The sequence below is a fragment of the Xanthomonas sp. SHU 199 genome (assembly GCF_000364665.1).
GTDB lineage: Bacteria > Pseudomonadota > Gammaproteobacteria > Xanthomonadales > Xanthomonadaceae > Xanthomonas_A > Xanthomonas_A sontii.
In genome coordinates, this window is sequence record NZ_AQOI01000502.1 from 1 (window position 1) to 2,553 (window position 2,553).

At 71.1% G+C, this 2,553-nt stretch carries 1 protein-coding gene, 1 pseudogene and 1 riboswitch; the gene and the pseudogene both read left to right on the forward strand.

What is annotated here, in order from left to right; all coding sequences use genetic code 11:
• Window positions 1-222 (forward strand): annotated as a pseudogene (locus D183_RS24945) (TfoX/Sxy family protein); the annotation flags it as partial.
• A gap of 25 nt (window positions 223-247) precedes the next feature.
• Window positions 248-465, forward strand: a riboswitch (cobalamin riboswitch).
• 114 nt (window positions 466-579) lie between these two features.
• Entirely contained in the window at window positions 580-2,451 is a 1,872-nt protein-coding gene (btuB, locus tag D183_RS0115565) for a TonB-dependent vitamin B12 receptor (protein ID WP_017909823.1), read from the forward strand.
• The last annotated feature ends 102 nt before the right edge of the window (window positions 2,452-2,553 follow it).

The following is a 2,553-nucleotide window of genomic DNA, read 5'->3' on the forward strand; positions in this document are numbered from 1 at the left end:
GCACGCCGCGCGCAGTTGCTGGGCGAACTGGAGATCGCGACGGCGGCGCTGCCGGCGCAGCGCGGCCTGCCGGTCGCCGGGCCTGTGGCGACCACCCACTTCGACCGCGACGACACGCACGGCGACGACGCTGCCGACGGCGCCTACGCGCAGGACACGCACGACACGCCGATGGGCGACCACCACGGCGACGACGACGGCCACGGCACTCACGCCGACTGAGCCGCGCAGCCGGCGGCGATCGCGTACAATCGCGCCGCTTCAAGGTGACCCACCGGCTCCGGCCAGCGGGTTGAAACGGGAAGCCGGTGCGTCTTGCGACAAGGCCGGCGCTGCCCCCGCAACGGTAAGCGATCCGCGCTGACGACCTGCGCCACTGTGCCCTGGGCATGGGAAGGCGTCGCAGCCGGGAGGTCCGCCTCCCCGATCGCCAGCCCGGAGACCGGCCTTGCAGTTCACTGGTTGCGATGCGGAGGGCGTCGCGGCGTGCCGCGCCGTGTCCGGCGCCGTCCGCTTGCACCTTCCGTTCGCGACTCCCTTGCCGTCACAGCGCGCAGCCGCGCGCCGGAGTTGCCACCCATGTCGTCCCGCCTGCTTTCGGTCGCGATCGCGTCCGCCCTGTCCCTGCCCGCGCTGGCCCACGCCGCCGATGCCGCCACCGACCTCGACCAGGTCCTGGTCACCGCCACCCGCACCCAGATCTCGGTGGAGGACAGCGTGGTGCCGGCGCAGGTCATCGACCGCGCCGAGATCGAGCGCAGCCAGGCCACGTCGCTGGCGCAACTGCTGCAGGGCCGCGCCGGCATCGGCGTCTCCAACCAGGGCGGCCTGGGCAAGCTGACCACGCTGAACCTGCGCGGCAGCGAGTCGGACCACGTGCTGGTGCTGGTGGACGGCGTGCGCATCGGCTCGGCCAGCGCCGGCCTGGCCGCGTTCCAGGACCTGCCGCTGAGCCAGATCGAGCGCATCGAGATCGTGCGCGGCCCGCGCTCGAGCCTGTACGGCTCCGACGCGATCGGCGGCGTCATCCAGATCTTCACCCGCCGCGGCGGCCAGGGCTTCCAGCAGAACCTGAGCCTGGGCGGCGGCAGCCACGGCCTGCGCGAGGCCGGCGCCGGCTTCAGCAACCGCGGCGAGCGCGGCTGGCTGGCCGTGCAGGGCGGCTACCAGAAGACCGACGGCATCAATGCCTGCAACGGCTCGGCCACGCTGTTCGCCGGCTGCTTCGTCGACCAGCCCGACCGCGACGGCTACCGCAACGTCTCGCTGAGCGCGCGCGGCGGCTACGCGCTGACCGACACGCTGCGCATCGAAGGCCAGGCGCTGAACATCGACAGCCGCAACGAGTACGACGGCGACGCGCTGTTCGCCGGCAACGAGGCCGACAACACCCAGCAGGTGTTCAGCGGCAAGCTCGACTGGACGCCCTCCGATCGCCTGCACCTGGCCGCGCAACTGGGCCGCAACGTCGACGACGCGGACAGCTACTACCGTGCGCCGGGCGCACGCACCCGCAGCTTCGTCAGCACCTTCGACAGCCGCCGCGACACCGCCGCGCTGCAAGGCGACATCACGCTGGCCGAAGGCCATCTGCTCAGCGTCGGCAGCGACTGGCAGCGCGAGCACGTTGCCAGCAGCACCGCCTTCGACGTCGACAGCCGCGACAACACCGGCGTGTTCGCCGAGTACCAGGGCCGTTTCGGCGCGCAGCAGGTGCAGGCCAGCGTGCGCAGCGACGACAACGAGCAGTTCGGCGAGCACACCACCGGCAGCCTCGGCTGGGGCCTGGCGCTGGACCATGGCCTCAAGCTCACCGCCAGCGTCGGCACCGGCTTCAAGGCGCCGACCTTCAACGACCTGTACTACCCGTTCGCCGGCAATCCGGAACTGAAGCCGGAGCGCTCCAAGAGCGGCAACCTCGGCATTGCGCAGTATGCCGACAGCTGGAACTGGACCTTCAACGCCTACGAGACCCGGGTGAAGGACCTGATCTCCTACGACGCGGTCAGCTTCCTGCCGGTCAACGTGGACGAGGCGCGCATCCGCGGCGCCGAACTGACCGGCTATGCGTTGCTGGCCGGCTGGGAACTGTCGGCGCAGCTGAGCCATACCGACCCGCGCAACCGCAGCGATGGCGGCAACCGCGACAACTGGCTGGCGCGCCGCGCGCAGAACACCGCGCGCCTGGACGTGGACCGCGGCATCGGCCCGGTCAAGCTCGGCGTCAGCGTGTTCGGTAGCGGCCACCGCTTCGACGACGCGGCCAACCGCGTGCGCCTGGCCGGCTACGGCACCGTCGATCTGCGCGCGGAGTACGCCTTCACCCCGGACTGGACGCTGCAGGCCAAGGCCAGCAACGTGTTCGATCGCGACTACCAGACGGTGAACTGGTACAACCAGCCGGGCCGCGAATACGCGCTGACCCTGCGCTACGCGCCGGCGGCGCGCTGAGCCGGCGTCCCGCGCTGCGCCGATGGCCTAGCGCGGGACGACAGTGCGGAAACCACGCGTCTTTTTTTGTAGGAGTCAACTGTCATGCACCTGCGATGACAG

Bases quoted from the DNA above. Each gene is read 5' to 3' on its own strand.
- btuB (WP_017909823.1), top strand. From the start codon at position 580: ATGTCGTCCCGCCTGCTTTCGGTCGCGATCGCGTCCGCCCTGTCCCTG.